Here is a 17,599-nt window from a genome sequence, read left to right as displayed (position 1 = left end):
CGGTGCCGCCGGGCGATGCGGGCAGGCGGCAGGGAGCGCGAACTGCCGGGACGCGCGACGGCCGGAACCGGCGGGAGGCGAGCGGGGCGGGCCGCGGTCGAGAGCGGCCACGTTGTCCGGATGCGGAGGTGTCTGCGCCCCTACGGGCGGCGCGGGCGGTCAGCCGGCCGGGAGGGGACCCGCCGCTCGGCCGGCGGCGACCGACCAGGCGACCGTGACGGCCGCCCTGGCGTGCGCCGTCGCTTCCGCGAGGTCGCCGTCGAGCACCACCGGGGTACCCAGGTGCACATGGAGGCATGGACGGCGCACCGGGGCGGAGAGCAGCCCGCCGATCTGCTTGCCGCGCGTACCGGAGGTGACGTGCCGGGCACCGGCCTGCCCGACGGGCACCACGGGGGCTCCGGTGCGGCGGGCGAGTCGGGCCAGTCCGCTGCGGAACGGGCCGGGCGGGGCCTCCTTGGCGTCGGCGCGGCGCGGCAGACCGCCCTCGCCGTAGAGGAGCACGAGCCGCCCGGCGGCGAGTGCCGCAGCGGCGGCGTCCAGGGACCGCGCGGCCTCGGTAGTGCCACGGCGCACCGGGACGTACCCCTCGGCGGTGAGCAACCGCCCGAGCAGCGGTATCCGCCACAGCCCGGCGGTGGCGAGCACGACCGGTTCGGCCCCGAAACCGCGCAGTGCGGCGAGCACCACCGCGGGGTCGATCAGCGAGGTGTGGTTGGCGGCCAGAATGCTGCCGGGCGGCAGGGCGGCATCCGTCGCGCGGTCGGCTGAGACCGTGAGCCGGGCGATCGCGGGGACGACGGCGGCGGCCACGGTACTGAGCACACTTCCTCGAACGTTCGGCTGCATGCACTCCCTCGTTGCGCCGGCCACGCCGCGGAACATGAGCACCGGTACTCAACCCCAGGGGCGGAAGAGCGTGCTCCCGGCCGGGTGGATGGGGCTTGTCGAAGTCGCTGTCCACCGTCGGGCCGGGAATCACGCTCCGGAAGGGAATCCTACCTGCAGGTGACGACCCCGTGATCCGGAGCGGCGGCCCGGCCCGTGCCCGCGGGGCCAGGCCGCTCCGGTACCGCGCTCACCAGCGGTGGTGCACCTGGGCGCGGAACCGGCGGTCGTACAGGTCCCGGACGCCGTCGAGGACGCTCTGCGACAGAGGTGGCAGTTCGGCCGCCGCGGCGTTCGACCGCGCCTGGCCGACCGAGCGGGCACCCGGGATCACACTGCTGACCCCGGGCTGCTGGATGATCCAGCGCAGCGCCGTCATGGCGGGCGTCGCGTCTCGGGGCGCCAACGCGGCGAACTCCACGGCGGCTTCGAGCCCGGTCGTGAAGTCGACGCCGGAGAAGGTCTCACCCTGATCGAACACCTCCCCCCGGCGGTTGAAGTTCCGGTGGTCGTCGGCGGCGAAGACGGTGTCGCGGGTGTACTTGCCGGACAGCAGGCCCGAGGCGAGCGGCACCCGGGCGATGACGCCGACACCTGCGCCGGCCGCAGCAGGCAGGACCTCTTCCAACGGCTTGAGACGGAAGGGGTTCAGGATGATCTGCACGCTCGCGATGCCGGGGCGCGCGAGGGCGGCCAACGCCTCGGCGCACGTCTCCACGCTCACCCCGTAAGCGCTGATCCTGCCCTCGGCCACGAGGGTGTCCAGCCCGTCGAACACCTCGTCGCGTGCGTACGCCGCGGTCGGCGGGCAGTGCAGCTGGACGAGGTCGAGGGTGTCGACCCCCAGATTCGCCCGCGAACGGTCGTTCCAGGCACGGAAGTTCGCCAGGTTGTAGTTCTCGGGGAGCTGCTCGGTCCGGCGTCCCATCTTGGTCGCCACGACGACGCCCGCATCGGGGCGTTCCCGGAGATAGCGGCCGATGGTCTGCTCGCTCCGCCCGTCCCCGTAGACGTCCGCGGTGTCGAGGAGGGTGACGCCCGACTCGACGGCCGCGTCGAGCACGTCGAGGGCATCCGCCTCGGCCACCTCGCCCCAGTCCGAGCCCAACTGCCACGTGCCCAATCCGACGACGGAGACCTTCCGGCCTGTCCTGCCCAGTACGCGCTGTTCCATGGCGCCCATGCTACGCGGCGACTCCTGCTCCGTCCGGGGGCCCGCAGGGGGCGGTCGGCGGCACGGTTCCGCGGCCTCTCGGGCGGGCCGGGAGGGCGGGCGCATCGGTGGCGCGGGCGCACCGGCGGTGAGCCGACTGGCGGGGCGGGAGGGCAGCGTTCAGGGGCGGACGGCGGCGGCCGGGGCAGCGGCCCGGGCCGGTCCGAGGCTCTCCACGGCGTTGCAGAACTCCAGGTCGTCGAGTGCCCGTCCGGTGCAGAAGCGGGCGAGGAGTTCGGCGAACTCGGCCATCCGTTCCACCGGCGCGAGGTGGTCGGCCTCCTTCACCGTGGTGAAGCGGACGTCCGGGAGCAGGCCGGCGATCTCCCGTCCGTGGCGGGGCGGAGTGAGGGTGTCGTGCTCCCCCGTCAGCACCAGGGACGGTACGTCGGGCAGCGGCCCCGGCCGGAACCACTCGTGCCGCACCAGCCGGGTGTTGTGCTCGTCCCACATCGACAGCTCGCGCGCGCCCTGGTCGAGGAACTGGCGCTCCAGGAAGCGGACCACCGCGGCCTGCTTGCGGACGGTTCCGTGCTCCGGCGGGGCGACGAACCGCTCCACCAGCTCGGCGGCGATCTCCGCGGTCCTGCCCTGCGCGAGCATCCGGGACCACCGGGCGGCGCTCTCCTCGTAGTCGCGCGGCACCCGCATCGTCATCCCGACCAGCACCAGCCGGTTGAGCAGGCCGGGACAGTGCTGTGCGAGGCGGACGGCGATCGCACCCCCGAAGCAGGCCCCCACCAGGTTGACCCGCTCCATTCCGAGCTCGGTGAGCATGTGGCGGGTGGCGGCGGCCAGGAAGTCGATGCCGTAGCGGGCCGGCAGGAAGTCCGACGTGCCGTAGCCGGGGAGGTCGACGGTGACCACGCTCCCGAGCGGCGCCAGCCACCGCTCGTGCCGCACCCAGGACCAGCGGTCCTGCGACGACCCGCCGAGGAGCACCAAGGGCGGGACGAGCGGACGTTCCTGCCTGACGACGCGGCAGGTGAAACCGAAACCCGCGAAGCGCAGGTCCCGTTCCTCGACCCGTACCGGCTCGACGGGTCCGGAACGGTCCGGTCCCGAGGTGGCGCGGGCCGCGGCCGGACAGGGGACGGAGGGGGTATGTGACACCGAGTGCTCCCAGAAACGCGAATGGCGAACTGCGATCTGTACCAGCAGCGGGCGCGCAGAGCGGGGTGCGCCACCCCTTCGTGGGCAGTGCGGGAACGGCGGCCCGATGGGGTGTGCGAGAGTCGCTCGGCACTGCGGAGCCACGGGGCCCGCCCCGGCACCACCGCTCCGGGCCGTGGCCGTCCTCGGCAGCGCGCCCGCCACCTGGCTGAGCCGAACGATTGGAACCTCGTCCCTGGGGCCTCGGCCGCTCGTCGCCGCGCGGCGCCGGGCGGCCTTCCACCGCCGGACGGGCAGAAGGGCGACCCCGCTTCCCGTTCGAGTGACGGAACACCTCCGTCCGTGACGCTTCCGCGCGGGCGGGGGTCGGTTCGGCACCGCGCGTGCTCGTCTCCGGCCGAGTCGGCGGGCCTCTTCGGCTCCCGGACGACACACGGAGCCCGGTGACAGGCCGTGGCCCGCCACCGGGCCGACTCCTCACTTGACCACATGCCATTTCGTCACCCCCCTTGATGAACGCGCATCCGGGGTCCCGCGGCAGGCCAGCGACCGCGGGGCGGCACACCCGGGTGCCGGCCGCCGGGAGTGGGAGGGCCGGTCGTCCGGCCCGGCACCCGCTCCAACCGATGCCCCGGGAGCGGAGACGGCTGCGGGAGGCCTGGGAGCTGAGCCGTGGCCGGTTGGCGGATGGGGTCGGCGTCACCCCTGCGACGGTCGGCTCCGGGCACTCTGGAGGGCCACCGCGCAGATCCTGCCCCAGCCGCCGGTCCCCGCGCCGCCGCAGCCCGCCGGGGCCGGGGCGGGAGCAGGGGCGGTGGGGAGGCTCGTCCGGCGTTCCCACGAGGCGGGTTCGCCGAACAGGAGGGGTGGATCAGCAGCGTCACCGAGGCCAAGGCGGCCCGCTTCGCACTGCAGCCCCGCTGAGCACCACCGCGCCGATCCGCCCGGCCACCCGCGGCCTCCCCTGCCTGTCTTCGGGGCGGAGACACGCCCGGTCCGGTGGGGAGCGCGCCCCCGGCGAACGCGGGACGGGGCCACTTCGCCGCGACCGCTCCCCGACCGCGGTCGGGGAGCGGTCGCGGCGCGCGTCCGTACGGGCCCCGGGGACTCGTACGAGCGGCGCGTCAGGCCGTCACCAGGGACAGTCCGTAGCGGTTGAGGATCTCGTTGACCGGCTGGTGCCAGGTCTCGCCGCCGCCGCTGCAGTTGCCCCAGCCACCGGAGGTGACGCCCTGCGCCTGGTCCCCGCTGATGAAGGAGCCGCCCGAGTCGCCGGGCTCGGCGCAGACGCTGGTCCGGGTCAGCTGACGGACCTGGGCACCGCCGCCGTAGTTGACGGTCTCGTTCTTGCCGAGCACAGTGCCGCAGTGCCATCCGGTGGTGGAACCGGAGCGGCAGACCGAGGCCCCGATCGGCGCCTCGGCCGAACCGCGGACGAGCCGGTCCGAGGTGGTGCCCCAGCCGAGCACGACGGGGGTCGTCCACCAGCCGTGGCCTACGCTGACCCAGGCCATGTCGTCACCGGGGAAGGAAGAACCCCGGAAGTCGCCGATCTGCGAGTTGTCCCAGCCGCGCACCGAGGCACCGGTCTGGCCGCAGTGACCGGCCGTCACGAAGCCGCCGTGGACCGAGAATCCGATGGAGCAGCGGACGTTGCCGGTGTAGTAGGGGTCGCCGCCCACCGTTCCGGCGGCGAGGGTGTCCGGCGCCTCGGTGACGTCCGCCTCGACCGACACCGGGCCGGCGTTCTCGGCCCGGTCGAGGAACTTCCGCACGTCGGCGTCCTTGCGGCTGTCCTCGACCACCTTGATCACGACGCTGTTGCTCTCGGGGTCGACGTGCCAGCTGCTGACACCGGCGGGGGCGCCCTGATCCGCCGAGCGCCGGTCGAGGGCCTTCTTGGTCCGCTCCAGCGTGTCCGCGTCGTGTCTGACGACCTCGGCGTTCGCGTCGGCGGCGCGGACCTCGTCGACCTTGGATCTGCTGCTGACGGCCACCGTCAGCTTGCCTGCCTCGGCGTCGAACCAGGAGCCGGCGTAGGCCGAACCGGCCGCACGCTCGGCCTTCGGCGCGGCCTCAATGGCCGCGGTTTCCTGGCTCAGCCGCACCCGGGCCTGCTTCGCCGTCAGACCGAGGTCCTCCTGCATGGCGGTGAGGAGTCCGATGGAGGCCTGCTCCGGCGCCGGTTCGGGGGCTGCGGCGGCGGGGGCCAGACTCGCCGCGCCCAGCGCGCCGGCGGTCACGAGGGCGGACAGACCTATTCGGATGCCTGACGTCGTTCGCATGGTGATTGCCTCCCTGTTGTTCCATGAAGTGGGGTTGGAACAGCGGCAGTTCGAGAGCGCTCTCAGACTGGCTCCGGTGCATCGTAGGGACCGCTTTTCTTCATGTCCATACCATTGGCGGTGCGGCCGGTGGCGCACCACCGCCCGGCCCCGACGGGCTCCCGCGCCGCCCGGGGCAGGGCACACGGGCCGGATCAGCGGGCGGCGCGCACCGCACCGACCGCCTTGCGGGCGGCCACCAGCACCGGGTCCCACACCGGCGAGAAAGGGGGCGCGTAACCCAGGTCGAGAGCCACGAGCTGCTCGACGGTCATGCCTGCCGTGAGGGCCACCGCCGCGATGTCCACCCGCTTCCCAGCGCCCTCCCGGCCGACGATCTGCACCCCCAGGAGCCGGCCGGTCCGGTGTTCGGCGAGCATCTTCACCCGCATCGGCTCGGCTCCGGGGAAGTACCCGGCGCGGCTCGTCGCGTCGACCGTGACCGTCTCGAACCGCAGCCCGATCTCGGCGGCCTGGGCCTCCAGCAGCCCCGTCCTGGCGATCTCCAGGCTGCAGACCTTGCTGACGGCGGTGCCCACCACGCCGGGAAAGGTCTCGTAGCCGCCGGCCACGTTGGAGCCGATCACCCGGCCGTGCTTATTGGCGTGCGTTCCCAGCGGGATGTGCCGGGACCGCCCCGAGACGATGTCCGCCACCTCGACGCAGTCGCCGCCGGCCCAGATGTTGCCGTGCCCGCGCACCCGCATCGCCCGGTCGGTGACCAGCCCGCCCGACTCCCCCAGCGGGAGACCGGCCGACCGGGCCAGCTCCGTCTCCGGCCGCACCCCCAGCCCGAGCACCACGAGGTCGGCGGGGAAGCGGTCGTCCTCCGTCCGTACCGCGCAGGCACGGCCGGACGCGTCGGTGTCGATACCGGTCACCGCGGCTCCGCCCACCGTCTCGATGCCCATCCCCCGCATCGCCTCGCCGACCAGGGCGCCCATGTCCGGGTCGAGGGTCGTCATCGGCTGCTCGGCCCGGTCGACCACGGTCACCCGGTAGCCGTGACGCAGCATCGCCTCGGCCATCTCCACGCCGATGTAGCCGGCGCCGATCACCACCGCACGCCGCTCGCCCCCGGGCGCGACCACCCGGTCCAGGGCCTCGATGAGCCGCATCCCGTCGTCGAGGGTCTGCACCCCGTGCACGCCGACGGCGTCGATGCCGGGCAGCGGAGGCCGGATCGGACGGGCTCCGGTGGCCACCACGAGGTGGTCGAAGTCCGTCCAGCCCTCCCGCCCGCCCTCGCCCGTCCCTCTGGTCCACACCCGGCAGCCGGGCAGGTCGATCTCCGTCACCTCGGTGCGCGTGTGCAGGTCGATACCGCGTTCGCGGTGCTCCTGCGGGGTGCGCGCGACCAGGTCGGCCGAGTCCGCGACGTCGCCGCCGATCCAGTACGGGATGCCGCACGCGGAGTACGAGGTGAACGGGCCCCGCTCGAAGGCGACGATGTCCAGTTCCTCCTCGCCCCGCAGACGCCGCGCCTGGGACGCGGCGGACATCCCCGCCGCGTCCCCGCCGATCACGACCATGCGCTGTCCGGCTGCCATCCGTACCGCTCCCCTCCATGACACCGGCCGCCGTGCGGCAGCCGGTAGGACACCCCAGGGACGTCCCTGGGGTGTCCTACCGCATCACGGCTGCCGCGCGCGGCAGCACCCGCGGTGTGTCGGGGCGGACCGACGACCCGTCACCCGGGCCGGTCACCGGATCCGGTGGGCGCGGCGGGTACGCGGGCGGGTCCGGATCACTGCACGGCGCGCGACGCCCCCGGCGGGCCGGGGGCCGCCATCCCGTTCCGGCCCGCGGCCGGAACGTCGGAGTACTCGCCGCGCGCGGATACGGGCGGCGGGTGCGGCGCCGACGCGGTCTCGGGGACCGGGGCGGCCTCGCGTGCCGCGGGGCCCGAGGACTCCCCGGGAGCCGTGCTCCCGGCGGACCGCGCCACCTCCGGAGCCGCGACGCCGCCCGGCGGTCCGACGGCCTTCGGCGACGCAGTGGGGCCGCTCCGGCCGGCGAGCGCCACCGGTGGCGGCGGGGAGGCCGCGGCCCGCTCCCGGTCGGCAGCGCCCGGTACCGTGCGGAGCCGGAGGCGGTGCCCCGCGGCCTCGTCGAGAGTGACGGGCCGCTGGAACCGGTGGGCGAGACGGGCGGCTTCGTGGCCGAGGGCGGACACGTCCTCCCAGCGCAGACGCAGCACCACGGTGAGTTCCGCCTCCCCGTCCGGCAGCGCGTGCAGGGGCGGGCGGCTGCGTTCGGTCATCGACGTCTCCTTGGCAACAGGTCGGCGGGAGCGCGAGGCCGAGTTCTCGGCCCCCGGCGGACAACGACGTGCGGACGGGCGGCGCGGGCACCCGACGGCCGCCCGCGTCCGCACTCCGGTACGGACGGGCGGCCCCCGCCGTTCACCCGCAGGCGGTCCGCGCCGCACGGGCGCCTGCACGCCGAGGGGGGAAGTCCTTTTCACCGCCGCGATTCGGGGTATCAGCATGCAGCGTGGCCCACACACACCACCGCTCCGCCGGGTGCGCCCGGCGCACGACCACCGAGTACCGAGTACCGAGCACGAAATGAGGAGCCCATGAGTTACCCGGCCGCCGACCCCGTCCAACCGCCGCCGAGCAGCCCGCGCAACGGATTCGGCATCACGGCCCTTGTGCTGGGCCTGGTCGCCCTCCTCCTCTTCTGGACCGTGTTCGGCGGGCTGCTCTTCGGCCTGCTGGGCGTCGTCTTCGCGGTCCTGGGCTATCTCCGCAAGCGCAAGGGCATCGCGACCAACGGGGTGATGGCCCTCGTGGGCGGTGCGCTGAGCGTCCTGGCGCTGGTGATCTCGGGGGTGCTGCTCGCCGTCGGTGTCTCGTTCCTCAACAGTGAGGAGTTCAGCAACCTCCAGGACTGCCTGGACCAGGCCCAGTCCCAGTCGGAACGGGACCAGTGCCAGCAGGACTTCACAGACGAGGTCCAACCCTGACCCGGACCGTCTCTCCGGCGGACGCGCCTGCGGCCGCCCCCCGCACCGCGAGGGGCGGCCGCAGGCGCGTCCGGCCACTCAGGGCGGTGGTGCGGCGCTCCGCGGAACGGGCCGCTCGGTCGGGCGCCAGCCGGACGCCGGCCGCCACGCCACGCAGGCGGTCAGTACCGCGGCACCGAACAGCCACCCCGCGAGCACGTCCGTGGGCCAGTGCACTCCCAGGTGGACGCGGGTGAATCCCACACCGACCATGCTCAGCACCGCGAGCGTCCACAGCATCCGGCGCTTCGACGCTCCCGTGGTGGACGGCACCAGCAGGAGTGCCCCCAGGATGACGGTCGCCGTCATGACGTGACCGGAGGGGAAGGACCAGTAGTCGGCGGTGGCGATCGGCTCCCGGAACACCGGACGGGCGCGTTCCACCGCGGTCTTGAGCAGGAACTGCGCCACCCACCCGAGCCCGCAGACCGCCGCGAGCCAGCCGGCGTCGAACTGCCTGCCGCGACTGAGCAGGGCGAGGACGACGGCTGCCGTCACCAGCCGCAGGGTCACCGGGTCCCACACCCAGTCGCTGAGAATCCGCACCACCTCGGTGAGCCCGGGTTCGTCGCCGGCCACCCGGTGCAGGGCGTCCGAGATGCGGCGGTCGGCGGTGACGAGAGGGGCCCAGGCAACCGCGACCAGCGCCAGCAGTACCGTGCCCAGCGTGGCCGGAACCGCCGCCGCCCCCCAGGTGCTCCTGCTCCGCATGCGCGCGCTCCCGACTCAGCACAGCCGACGGTCGGCAGGGCGGGCGGGTGTGACCCGTTCGCCCCCGGAGTGCCGTGGTCCACTTCCACCCCACCACACGGCGTGGCTCTCCGGGCCGGTGTCGGGACCGGGCGTCCGCGAGCGGCTCCCGGCGCGGGGCAGCGAACGCGGCGGGTGGCCGGATCTCGTTGCTGTGGGGAGCCGCCGGAGCGGGCCATCCCGACCCGTGCCGGACCGCGACGACGGGCGGAACGCCGGGCGCGGCCACAGCAGAGGAACAGGGTGCGGCGCGGCGGTCCTCGCCGTCACCTTCACCGCACTGGCCGGACCCGCGGGGGCCTCTCCCACCGCGGAGCCGCCGGCGCCCGCCGCGACGCCGGCGGGCCCGGTGCACGTGCACAGCACGGTGAAGGGGCTGAACGCCGCCGACAGCAGCTCGGACGGAGCCGTTCTGCTGCACCGCCCCCGCGGCGACGAGGGCCGCCAGTTGTGGACGATGGAGGCCACAGACGGTGTGCACCGCCTCCGCGGCGTCGATGACCCCGGCCGCTGCCTGGGCCGCGCAGGCGGCGACGCAGCGGTCGTGGCCTGCGGGGAGACCGCGTCGGGCTGGGAGCTGACCGAGGCCGAGGCCGAGGACGGGACGCACCGGCTCGGCGTCCCCGGTCGGACGGAGTTCCTCTCGGTGGCGGCGGCCGCGGGCGGGGCGCACCCGGAGCGACCGGTGCTCGACGGAGACGGCGAAGGCGCCCGCTGGTACCTCACCCCTCGTCCACTCCCTCGTGCGCCGATGCCGGGAACCGGCGAACGACCCTGGCCGACATGACCTTCCTGACCGCGCACAACGCCTACGCCAACGGCGTCGACGGCGGTTTCGCGCCACCCTTCGTCAACGCCTTCCCCAACCAGACCCGCGGCCTGCGGCAGCAGCTCTCCGACGGCGTCCGCGGCTTCATGCTGGACGTGCACCACACCCCCGACGGGGCGATCATGTGCCACAACAGCTGCACGCTGGTGACCCGGCCGGTGGCACTCTGGGTGGGCGTTCAGCAGATCGTGGACCATCTGCGGCAGCATCCGGGGGGATTCGCGACGGTGTTCCTGGAGGACTACGTCCCCGCCTCGCTGCTGCGCGACGAACTCGCCCGGGTGGACGGCCTCGACGAACTGCTGTTCCGCCCGGACCGGTCCGACGTCCGGGAGAACGGCTGGCCGACGATGGCGGAGCTCGCCGCGGACGGGAAGCAGCTGCTGGTCTTCTCCGACCGCACCCGGGCGCAGGACGCGCTCTCGGGCACGGTGCGGGAGGACTTCGGGGTGATGTACCAGCGCGAGTGGACGGTGGAGAACCACTGGTCGTTGGGTCCGGGCGTCGGCACCTCGGACTGGTCCTGCTACAGCCGCTGGTACGGATCGGGCGTCAACGTGCCGCTCACCCGTGAGGAGACCGGCTCCACGCCGCTCTTCGTGATGAACCACTTCCGGGACGTCCCGCTCACCGGCACTGCGGCATCCGACAACGCCAAGCTGCTCAACCGTGCGGAGAGCTTCTGCGCCCCCGCCGCCCGCAAGAAGCCGAACTACGTGGCGGTGGACCACTACGACCTCGGACAGGCCAGCGACGGCGTCGACCGGCTGAACGCGTGCGTCAACGTTCCGTGACCCCGACCCGGGAGGCGTCAGCTCCCGTCCGCCGCGGTGCGGGCATTCCGGCGCCTCCCGTCGGCCCGCGGGCCGTGACGCACGGCGAGCAGGTCCGGGGCGCGGGGTCGGAATCCACGAAGACTCGCCGGTCCTATTGTCGGCTGAGTCACGGAATCACCCGTTTGCGGGCCACAAATGTTCGGTACTGTCTGTGCAGCGGGGGACACTAAGCGTGACCGTTACCGCTACCGCAGGAGACCTCATGGTCCTGTCGATCTCCGGCGTCCTCCTGTTCGGAGTGATCGTCTTCCTGTTCTTCCGCAAGGACGGACTCAAGCCCTCGCACGCCGTGGTCTGCGCGCTGTTCGGCTTCTACCTGGCCGGCACCGCCATCGCTCCCGGCATCCAGGCGGGCGGCGAGAGCCTGGCCAATCTGCTCGGCGGGCTCGATCTCTGACTGTCCGACACGAGGTGGGACACCATGACCCGACTGCTTCCCCGCCGCGTGCCGCCCGTCGGCGCGGCGCTCGCCCGAGGGCGTGCGTTCGCGACGGCGGCACCCGGCCACGCGGCTGAGGCCTTCCGCCCGCTCGTCGTCGTCGGCCGGGGGCTCTCCCGTCTCGCAGCGGCCGGCCGCGCCCGCTGGTCGGGCCTGCCCGCCGACCGGCGCGGACCGGCGCTCTTCCTCGGCAGCGCGTGCCTGCTGCTGGTGGTGCTCACCCCGTACGGACCGCTCGCCGCCGGTGCCGCGCTGCTGATCACCGCGGCCTGGCAAGGGCGCGACCGCGCCGAGCCGGCGGAGGAGGAGCCCGAGGGGCCCACCGAGGAGCAGGCGGCGCGGCTGCGGGCCCTGTACGAATCGCTCGTGCCGTACTTCGCACTGCCCGACGGGGGCCACCCCGACCCGCTCTACACCCACGACGGCGAGTGGGAGCGAGCCTTCGAGGAGTACGCGTTCACCTCCGCCGGGAGGCTCACGCGGCTGCGGCTGCGCTATCCCCCCTACTTCCCGGACGGAGAGGCCGACGCGCGGGTCCGGGTCCAGCAGGTGCTGTGCGCCAGGGCCGGCCGGGGACGCGAGTACCGCTTCGACTGGGACGAGGAGGACAACCGGCTCGGCCTGGCGGTACTGGAGCCGTTGCCGACGGACGTCGTCGCCCAGCGGTTCGTGACCTCGCCCGGGGAGACGGTGCTCGGTTTCACCGACGCCGAGGCCGTGCCGCGGACCGTACCGGTGGAGTGCGGGGAGGAGACGAAGGACGCTCCCGCGGTCCTCTGGCGGACGGGCCCCCGGTCCTCCGAGGCCCATCTGCTGGCGCTCGGACAGCCCGGTTCCGGCACGACCACACTGCTGCGCTCCGTGGCCCTGCAGGCGCTCCAGCACGGCGACGTGGTGGTGGTGGACGGTTCGGGATCGGGCGAGTACGCGTGTCTGAGCGGCCGGGCGGGCGTGCTCTCGGTGGAGAACACCCTGGTGGGCGCGCTGGCCGCGCTGGAGTGGGCGGCGCACGAGACCCAGCGTCGGCTGCTGGAGGCGGGCCGGGCCCGGCAGGAGGGCCGGGAGGCACCCGAGGACGTACGCCGACCACTGTGGGTGCTCGTGGACCGGCCGGGTGTGCTGAGCCATCTGGCCAGGACCGAGGGGCGCACCGATCCGCAGGAGCTCCTGGAGGGAGCGCTGCGGCACGGCCGGGCGGCCCGGGTCACCGTCGCGCTGGCCGAGCAGTTCGAGGGTGCCGACGACCTGAGCCGTCCGGTCCGCGCCTGCACCGCGGCGCGGGCCGTACTCGGGCCGGCCACCACCGAGCAGGTCCGGGCGGTGCTGGGCGAGCCACCGCACACCTCGGCGGCGGTGGGGATGCCGCCCGGGCGGGGCTGGGCCCGACTCGGGAGCGGACCGGTCCTGCGCCTCCAGGTACCCGCGACCCCGGACCCCTTCGACGAGTCCGCCGCGGAAGCGGACCGGGAGGCGGTGCTCCGTTTGCTGCCGGAGCGGCCCGTCACCCTGGCCGGCCCCTCCGAATGAGGCCGCACCGAGGGGGCTGCGCAGAACCGGGCCGCTCCGGCGGCGGGGCAGGAGCGGCCGCCGCGTCCTGCGGCGCGGCGCCCGGAGCCGGGCCGCCTCTTTGAACTCCGAGGCTCCCACTGGTCCGGGGGCTGTCCGGCGCCGTGCACCCGGCGGGAGCGACGGGGCGTCCCTCAGGCGACGAAGGTGCGCGGGACGTCCGCCGCCGCCTCCCCTCTCGCGACCAGCCGGGCCGCCGCGGCGAGCCGCCCGGCGGCCTCGGTCGCGACCGGCCCGGCCACGGTGAACGGGAGCCGCACGTAGCCCTCGAAGGCGCCGTCCACCCCGAACCGCGTACCGGCCGGGACCCGCACCCCGAGCCGCTCCCCCGCCGCCGCGATGCGGGACCCGGACAGGCCGCCGGTCCGCGTCCACAGGGTCAGCCCGCCGCCCGGCACCGTGAACTCCCACTCGGGCAGTTCCCGGCGGACCGCGGCGACGAGTGCGTCCCGGTTGCCCCGGGCCAGCTCGCGCCGCACCGCCACCGCCTGCTCCCAACCGTCCCCGGCCATCAGCCGCCCGAGGGCCAGTTGTTCGAGCACCGGACTTCCGAGGTCCGCGTAGGCGCGGGCGGCGACCAGGCGCCGGATGACGTCCGGCGCCGCCCGCACCCAGCCGATGCGCATGCCCGCCCAGAGGGCCTTGCTGGCCGAGCCGACCGTGATGACGGCCGCGCCCCCGGGGTCGAAGGCGCAGACCGGCCGGGGCAGGGCGCCCTCCGCCCCGGGGTCGAGGGCGAGGGGGGCCATCGACTCGTCGACGACCAGCGCGGTACCCGCAGCCCGGGTGGCGGCCACCAGGTCGCGACGCTGCTCCTCGGGCACCAGCGCGCCGGTGGGGTTGTGGAAGTCGGCGACCACGTACGCCATCCGGGGGGCGGCCGCGCGCAGCGCCTGCTGCCAGGCGGTGAGGTCCCAGCCCGCGAGTCGATCGGCCATCGGCACCGGCACGAGCCGTGCGCCCGCCTCCCGCATCAGTTGCAGGACGTTGGCGTACGAGGGGTGCTCGACGGCGATGCGCTCGCCGTGCGGCACCAGCAGCCGGCACAGCGCGGCCACGGCGCCCATCGCCCCGGTGGTGACCATGATCTGCTCGGGCATGGTCGGCACGCCGGCCGCCGTGTAGCGGTCGGCGAGCGCCCTGCGGAGCGCCGGCAGACCGGCCGGGTAGTCACCGTGCGTGCGCGCGTAGGGCGGCAGGTCGTCCAGAGCCCCGCGGAACGCGCGGCTCAGCCACGGCTCGGGGGCGGGCAGCGCGGCGCAGCCGAGGTCGATCATCGTCTCCGAGGCCTCGGGAGGCAGCGGTTCGAGGCCCCGGGTCGGCAGCGGGTTCCCGGCCGGCACGGCCGTCCAGCTTCCCGCCCCGCGGCGGGACTCCAGGAGGCCGTCGGCGCGCAGCGCCTCGTAGGCGGTGGCCACGGTCGTGCGGCTCACGGAGAGCGCCGCCGCCAGTTGGCGTTCCGCCGGCAGCCGAGCGGCGACCGGCACCCGCCCCTCGAGCACCAGCAGACGGACCCCGTCGGCGAGGGCGCGGTAAGCGGGTTTCCTGCTTCCCTCGTCCGAAGCGGACTGCTGGGAGCCGAGCAGCCGCGCCAGTTGGCGCGCGCCGACGGCTGGGGTCCAGGGCGACATGCGGTCCACCTTCTCTCGATTGGCCTTGGGATTGGCCCGCATTCTTGGGAGAGAGTGTCCCCGAACCAACCGGAGAAACCAAGCCGGCCGTCCCCGCGGCGCCTGCCGACGGGCGCCGGACAAGGGGGAGCGTTGACCGGAACCAAGGGGGCCCGAGGCGGCGGAGCGGGTCGGCTCGCACGGCTCTACGCGGGCTTGTGGCTCTACGGGGCGAGCTGCGGGCTGATGGTCCGGGCCGAGCTGGGCCTGGGGCCGTGGGACGTGTTCCACCAGGGTGTCGCGGGCCGCACGGGGCTGTCGATCGGGACGGTGTCGGTGGCCGTGGGCGCGCTGGTGCTGCTGTTGTGGATTCCGCTGCGACAGCGCCCGGGCCTCGGCACCGTGTCCAACGTCGTCCTGGTCGGGGTGTCGATGGATGCCACGCTGCTCGTCACTCCGCAGGGGGAGGCGCTGGCGGTGCGGATCCCGCTCCTGGTGGCCGGAGTGGTGCTGAACGGAGCCGCCACCGGACTGTACCTCTCGGCCCGCCACGGGGCCGGGCCGCGGGACGGGCTGATGACCGGCCTGCACCGCGTCACCGGACGTTCGATCCGGCTGGTGCGGACCGGCATCGAACTCACCGTGCTGGCGGCGGGAGTACTGCTCGGCGGGTCCGCGGGAGCGGGCACCGCGGCCTACGCGCTGACGATCGGGCCCCTGGCTCAGTTCTTCCTCCGGCGCTTCGGCCAGCGGGAGCCCGTACCGTCCGGTGGGCGGGTGGCTGCGCCGGAGGGGCGAGGGGCGATACTGCCTCGGTGAGCAGAGCATCCCACCCCTTCTTCGACCATCCTCACCCGCTGCCCTTCGCCCACCGGGGCGGGGCCGCGGACGGCTGCGAGAACACCCTTCGGGCGTTCCGGCGGGCGGTCGACCTCGGCTACCGCTATCTGGAGACCGACGTGCACGTCACGTCGGACGGCCGGTTGGCGGCCTTCCACGACTCGACCCTGGACCGGCTGACCGACAGGCACGGCCGCATCGCCGAACTGCCGTGGGAGCGGGTGCGGGAGGCGCGCGTCGGCGGCGAGCCGGTGCCGCTGTTCGGGGAACTGCTGCGGGCGTTCCCGCACACCCGCTGGAACATCGACGTGAAGGCGGACGCCTCCGTCCGTCCGCTGCTGCGGGTGCTGGACGAGGCGGACGCCTGGGACCGCGTCTGCGTGGGCTCCTTCAGCGAGCGGCGGGTGGCCGGGGCCGCCGCTCTCGCCGGGCCCCGGCTGGCCACGTCGCTCGGCACCGGCGGAGTGCTCGGGATGCGGCTGCGCTCCTGCCGGCTGCCCTTCCCTGTCCGGCGCGGGGCGCGGTGCATGCAGGTGCCGGTGCGCCACGCGGGCCTGCCGGTGGTGGACCGCCGGATGCTGGCCGCCGCGCGGCGCCGCGGGCTGGAGGTGCACGTCTGGACCGTGAACGAGGCGTCGGAAATGCGCCGGCTCCTCGACCTCGGGGTGGATGGCATCATGACCGATCACATCGAGCTGCTGCGCGAGGTCCTGAGCGAGCGGGGTGCCTGGGAGGCATGACGGATCCGGAGCACGCGGCAGCGGCATCGAGGGGGCACGGGTGAGCACGGAGGCCGTGAGCGAATCCGCCGACGGGGCGGCCGCGCGCAGGCGCGAGCAGCGGGGCTGGTACTACTACGACTGGGCAAACTCGGTCTTCTCCACCAGTGTGATCACGGTCTTCCTCGGGCCGTACCTGACCGGGATCGCGAAGAGCGCGGCGGACGCCGACGGCTACGTCCATCCGCTGGGCATCCCGGTCCGCGACGGCTCCTACTTCGCCTACGTGATCTCGGCGTCGGTGCTGCTGTCCGTGCTGGTGATGCCGCTCGCCGGGGCGATCGCGGACCGCACAGGCCGGAAGAAGCCCATCCTGGGCGGCTTCGCGTACCTGGGCGCGGGCGCGACCTCGGCGATGTTCCTCCTGGACGGCGACCGCTATCTGCTGGGCGGTGCGCTGCTGATCGTGGCGAACGTGTCGCTGGCGGTGTCGGTGGTCGTCTACAACGCCTTCCTCCCTCAGATCGCCGCCCCCGAAGAGCGGGATGCGGTCTCCTCGAAGGGCTGGGCCTTCGGCTACGCGGCCGGCGCCCTCGTCCTGCTGGCCAACCTGGGCCTCTTCCTCGGCCACGAGGCCTTCGGGGTCACCGAGGGCACGGCGGTGCGGATCTGCCTGGCGTCTGCCGGCCTGTGGTGGGGGCTGTTCACGCTCGTTCCGCTGCGGCGGCTGCGGGAGCGGCCCGGCACGGCGGACCACGGCGCCGGGAGCGGGCCGGGGGCGGCCTCGCTGGGCGGCGGTTGGCGACAGCTCCTGGCCACCTTCCGTGAGCTGCGCCGCTACCCGCTGACGCTGATGTTCCTGCTGGCCTACCTGCTCTACAACGACGGCGTGCAGACCGTGATCTCGCAGGCGTCGATCTACGGGGCGGAGGAGCTGGATATGGAGCAGGAGGTGCTGATCGGCGCGATCCTGCTGGTGCAGGTCCTCGCGGTGGCCGGGGCGCTGCTGCTGGGCCGCCTGGCGCAGCGCCACGGGGCCAAGCGGACCATTCTCGGCTCGCTGGTCGCCTGGACGCTCACCGTCGCGGCAGGCTACTTCCTGCCCGCGGGCGAGCCACTGTACTTCTTCGCGCTCGCCGCGGCGATCGGCCTCGTGCTCGGCGGCAGCCAGGCGCTCTCCCGCTCGCTGTTCTCCCAGCTGGTGCCCCGCGGGAAGGAGGCCGAGTACTTCTCCCTCTACGAGGTGAGCGACCGCGGCACCAGCTGGCTGGGCCCACTGGTGTTCGGTCTCACGTTCCAGCTCACGGGGAGCTACCGGGATGCCATCATCTCCCTGGTCGTGTTCTTCGTCCTGGGGTTCCTGGTGCTGCTGAGGGTCCCGGTGGCACGGGCGGCACGGGCGGTGGGCAACCCGGTGCCGGAACGGATTTAGGCCTGGGGCCACGGGGCCGGTAGTGTACGC

At 74.2% G+C, this 17,599-nt stretch carries 14 protein-coding genes and 1 pseudogene; 7 read left to right on the top strand and 8 right to left on the bottom strand.

The window, feature by feature from the left end; all coding sequences use genetic code 11:
* Window positions 1-159: 159 nt before the first annotated feature.
* The 6 genes from H300_RS0118225 to H300_RS27655 all read right to left on the bottom strand — a co-directional run bounded on the left by H300_RS0118225 (window position 160) and on the right by H300_RS27655 (window position 7,801).
* Window positions 160-825 carry a lysophospholipid acyltransferase family protein gene (locus H300_RS0118225; RefSeq protein ID WP_028428574.1) on the bottom strand — a complete coding sequence of 222 codons (666 nt, stop codon included), beginning with the start codon at window positions 823-825 and terminating at the stop codon, window positions 160-162.
* Between the two features lie 253 nt (window positions 826-1,078).
* Complete coding sequence (locus tag H300_RS0118220; protein WP_486583930.1) at window positions 1,079-2,071, bottom strand: aldo/keto reductase; 993 nt, start codon at window positions 2,069-2,071, stop codon at window positions 1,079-1,081.
* 150 nt (window positions 2,072-2,221) lie between these two features.
* A complete protein-coding gene (locus H300_RS27660; RefSeq protein WP_078516113.1) occupies window positions 2,222-3,214 on the bottom strand; it encodes an alpha/beta fold hydrolase in 993 nt (330 codons plus the stop codon).
* Between the two features lie 1,124 nt (window positions 3,215-4,338).
* A complete protein-coding gene (locus tag H300_RS0118210; RefSeq protein WP_028428572.1) occupies window positions 4,339-5,499 on the bottom strand; it encodes an alpha-lytic protease prodomain-containing protein in 1,161 nt (386 codons plus the stop codon).
* 194 nt (window positions 5,500-5,693) lie between these two features.
* Window positions 5,694-7,088, bottom strand: coding sequence for an FAD-dependent oxidoreductase (locus H300_RS0118205; protein ID WP_028428571.1), 1,395 nt, complete (start codon window positions 7,086-7,088; stop codon window positions 5,694-5,696).
* A gap of 197 nt (window positions 7,089-7,285) precedes the next feature.
* Window positions 7,286-7,801 carry a hypothetical protein gene (locus H300_RS27655; RefSeq protein ID WP_051270168.1) on the bottom strand — a complete coding sequence of 172 codons (516 nt, stop codon included), beginning with the start codon at window positions 7,799-7,801 and terminating at the stop codon, window positions 7,286-7,288.
* Window positions 7,802-8,119: 318 nt separating this feature from the next.
* Between H300_RS27655 and H300_RS0118195 the strand changes: the two genes are divergently transcribed.
* A complete protein-coding gene (locus tag H300_RS0118195) occupies window positions 8,120-8,509 on the top strand; it encodes a hypothetical protein (protein WP_028428570.1) in 390 nt (129 codons plus the stop codon).
* 78 nt (window positions 8,510-8,587) lie between these two features.
* On the opposite strand, the gene H300_RS27650 is transcribed toward H300_RS0118195, so the two are convergent.
* On the bottom strand, window positions 8,588-9,259 hold the full coding sequence (locus H300_RS27650; RefSeq protein WP_078516112.1) for a phosphatase PAP2 family protein: 672 nt from the start codon (window positions 9,257-9,259) through the stop codon (window positions 8,588-8,590).
* A gap of 319 nt (window positions 9,260-9,578) precedes the next feature.
* Between H300_RS27650 and H300_RS27645 the strand changes: the two are divergent.
* The 3 genes and pseudogenes from H300_RS27645 (at window position 9,579) to H300_RS27640 (ending at window position 12,929) form a co-directional block, all read left to right on the top strand.
* Window positions 9,579-10,921: pseudogene (locus H300_RS27645) on the top strand (phosphoinositide-specific phospholipase C-related protein).
* A gap of 244 nt (window positions 10,922-11,165) precedes the next feature.
* Complete coding sequence (locus H300_RS0118180) at window positions 11,166-11,360, top strand: hypothetical protein (protein ID WP_028428569.1); 195 nt, start codon at window positions 11,166-11,168, stop codon at window positions 11,358-11,360.
* A 24-nt stretch (window positions 11,361-11,384) separates the two neighbouring features.
* The gene (locus H300_RS27640) at window positions 11,385-12,929 is read left to right on the top strand and encodes a hypothetical protein (RefSeq protein WP_037980917.1); all 1,545 of its coding nucleotides are present in this window, start codon (window positions 11,385-11,387) and stop codon (window positions 12,927-12,929) included.
* Between the two features lie 173 nt (window positions 12,930-13,102).
* On the opposite strand, the gene H300_RS0118170 is transcribed toward H300_RS27640, so the two are convergent.
* Window positions 13,103-14,599 (bottom strand): SCO1417 family PLP biosynthesis transcription factor, encoded by a 1,497-nt coding sequence (locus H300_RS0118170; RefSeq protein WP_028428568.1) that lies wholly within the window; start codon window positions 14,597-14,599, stop codon window positions 13,103-13,105.
* A gap of 132 nt (window positions 14,600-14,731) precedes the next feature.
* Between H300_RS0118170 and yczE the strand changes: the two genes are divergently transcribed.
* Genes yczE through H300_RS0118155 form a run of 3 tightly spaced genes read left to right on the top strand, consistent with a single transcriptional unit; the run spans window position 14,732 to window position 17,569 of the window.
* Entirely contained in the window at window positions 14,732-15,397 is a 666-nt protein-coding gene (gene yczE, locus H300_RS27635; RefSeq protein WP_051270167.1) for a membrane protein YczE, read from the top strand.
* Window positions 15,394-16,158 carry a glycerophosphodiester phosphodiesterase family protein gene (locus H300_RS0118160; RefSeq protein ID WP_028428567.1) on the top strand — a complete coding sequence of 255 codons (765 nt, stop codon included), beginning with the start codon at window positions 15,394-15,396 and terminating at the stop codon, window positions 16,156-16,158. Before yczE ends, H300_RS0118160 begins: the two co-directional genes overlap by 4 nt.
* Before the next feature lie 55 nt (window positions 16,159-16,213).
* On the top strand, window positions 16,214-17,569 hold the full coding sequence (locus H300_RS0118155) for an MFS transporter (protein ID WP_486583929.1): 1,356 nt from the start codon (window positions 16,214-16,216) through the stop codon (window positions 17,567-17,569).
* Window positions 17,570-17,599: the final 30 nt, after the last annotated feature.

Source organism: Streptomyces sp. TAA040, from assembly GCF_000424845.1.
This window is presented reverse-complemented; position numbering and strand designations above follow the sequence as displayed.